Below are 2,078 nucleotides of genomic sequence, written 5' to 3'. Positions count from 1 at the left end.
TCACCTCTGTCTACTCACAGGTGAAAGGATGCCAAGGGATTTTATGCGAAGCGGTGTGCCGGATGCGCACACCACGACTCGCCAGCGGCTGACCAGCCTGCTGGACCTGCCCAAACTTTATCGAACCATTGACGCCGACCCGGCCATCGTCGGGGCAGGTGTGGTGCATATCGGCAGTGATTATCAGGTGACGGTGCTGCGTGAGTTTGTACCGCTGTGCAGTATCAAGCCCAAGCGGGTGATTCTGCGGGAGGTGGCGGGACCGGCGATGACTGCCGATCAGTATGCAGAGCTTGCAGCAAGCTCGCCTCGTGAATCACAGCTGTGGCGCGAAGCGTCGGGAGTGGCTTCCTCCTGTGGAGGGGCCGTAATTGGATACATCGTTGCGAAATCAGGAATCGCAGCAGTGCCTTTCAGCGCGGGTGCCAGCCTTGCATTGAGCTACGTTGCCTACAGCGCTGCGACTGCCAGTGCTCTCCAGTGCGTAAACAGTTCATGGAGAGTCTCCAACGAATTGACCAATCCCGCCAAAAATGACTATTACGACAGCCTGAGCTGGTATCAGGCAATGACAGTCGCTCTGGATGGCATTTCATTGGTCGGGGCCGGTACCACCACCTTCGCTACCGTCAAATCAGTAATGGCTATCAAACGTGCGACTGGGCGTAATTCGACAGACATCTTGAGACTCATGAGTCGCCAGGAACGTGCAAAGTTAACAACCGAAGTACTGCGACTGCAGAACCCTCGCCATCCCCGAGAGATGATTCGTCTGAAACAACTAGCGGGGCAGCTACCCAAACGCTACAGCAACCTCCAACTGCGGTTGGGCATTCTCACTCAAATAAAAGATCAGATTGGAGCGACCTTGGCCGTTGGAGGCAGCATCTATTCCGGAAATATCAATCACATCGTCATAGGTCTGTATGAGGAGTTTTCCGAATATGACTTATAGCGTCGACCCCTTCCGTGAATATCGAATTTGGCGCCGTTACGCATATCGATTCCTACCGTCATGGGCCAGTGCTCTTCTGCTAATGCTAAACAATATTGCTATCAACATGACACTTAGCTTGTCGTATTACGCAAGGGCCAATCATCTACCGACTGAATTTTCTTTCGGAACCGGTATGGCACTTTGTCTGTTTTTTTGCGCAGGCCAGATAATGTTATTTGAAGGCTTCCATCACGCACGGCGAATACTCGTATCTATCGCCATCGTTAATACCTTTCTCGCAATTGGTTACCTGGCCAGTCAACCGGTGACACTGTTCAACTTATTCCCTCTGTTCACATCGCTGCTCTACATCCTGATCCTTAATTCAAAAAACCATCGCCGATACACGAGCATGTTGAGGGTAAAGCGTCGACGAAAAATCAGGGCCAGCAAGCCATTCGCTTAGGCCTGCCATTCAGTTTGGCGCCGAGTTCACAATCACCGTGCACGCAATCCCCGCCGCCAACGTTTGAAGGGGAATTTGTAAATGATCGACTACAGCGATTTTTTCGAAGAAGTGATCCAGACCCACGTCGAGATCGAGCAATGGTTTGCCGGCGTTGCGCCTGACGGCACCTTGCAAAACCTGCTTGCGCGCTTCTCGCCGCAATTCAGCATGATCGCCCCCGCCAGCGGCACACGCGTCAATGCAGCCGGGGTGAATGCGCTGTTCACACGCCTGGGCGGGATGCGTCCGGGGCTGAAAATCACCTTGAGTGAAATGGCTGGGATTGACCGGCATGCACGCGGTGCGACGGTGACTTATCGTGAGCATCAGGTTGACGACAGCGGCACCCAAACAGATCGGCGGGCCACCGTGGTGTTTGAGAAGCAGGCGAATGGCGCGCTGTTGTGGCGCCATTTGCATGAAACCTATGTAGCTCAATGAACTAACTGCCCAGCCGGTTCCTACAATAAACAGCGAATGGGCTGACAGCATTACAAGGAAACTATCCCCAGGCTCTTTCACCTCTGTCTACTCACAGGTGAAAGGATGCCAAGGGATTTTATGCGAAGCGGTGTGCCGGATGCGCACACCACGACTCGCCAGCGGCTGACCAGCCTGCTGGACCTGCCCAAA

General features: G+C 53.7%; 2 protein-coding genes. Both read left to right on the top strand.

Features of this window, described 5'->3' with window-relative positions; genetic code table 11:
* Positions 1–28: 28 nt before the first annotated feature.
* Positions 29–955 (top strand): NAD synthetase, encoded by a 927-nt coding sequence (locus EJD88_RS02030; protein WP_158876515.1) that lies wholly within the window; start codon positions 29–31, stop codon positions 953–955.
* Positions 956–1,484: 529 nt separating this feature from the next.
* Positions 1,485–1,886 (top strand): DUF4440 domain-containing protein, encoded by a 402-nt coding sequence (locus tag EJD88_RS02025; RefSeq protein ID WP_158876513.1) that lies wholly within the window; start codon positions 1,485–1,487, stop codon positions 1,884–1,886.
* Positions 1,887–2,078: the final 192 nt, after the last annotated feature.

Source organism: Pseudomonas sp. PB105, from assembly GCF_009764655.1.
Taxonomy (GTDB): Bacteria; Pseudomonadota; Gammaproteobacteria; order Pseudomonadales; family Pseudomonadaceae; genus Aquipseudomonas; species Aquipseudomonas cyclaminis.
The sequence above is the reverse complement of the archived record's forward strand: the minus strand, read 5'-3'. Positions and strand labels throughout refer to the sequence as shown.

What these genes read in the sequence shown, in the direction of transcription:
- EJD88_RS02025 (WP_158876513.1), top strand. Translation starts at nt 1,485, where the DNA reads ATGATCGACTACAGCGATTTTTTCGAAGAAGTGATCCAGACCCACGTC.
- EJD88_RS02030 (WP_158876515.1), top strand. Translation starts at nt 29, where the DNA reads ATGCCAAGGGATTTTATGCGAAGCGGTGTGCCGGATGCGCACACCACG.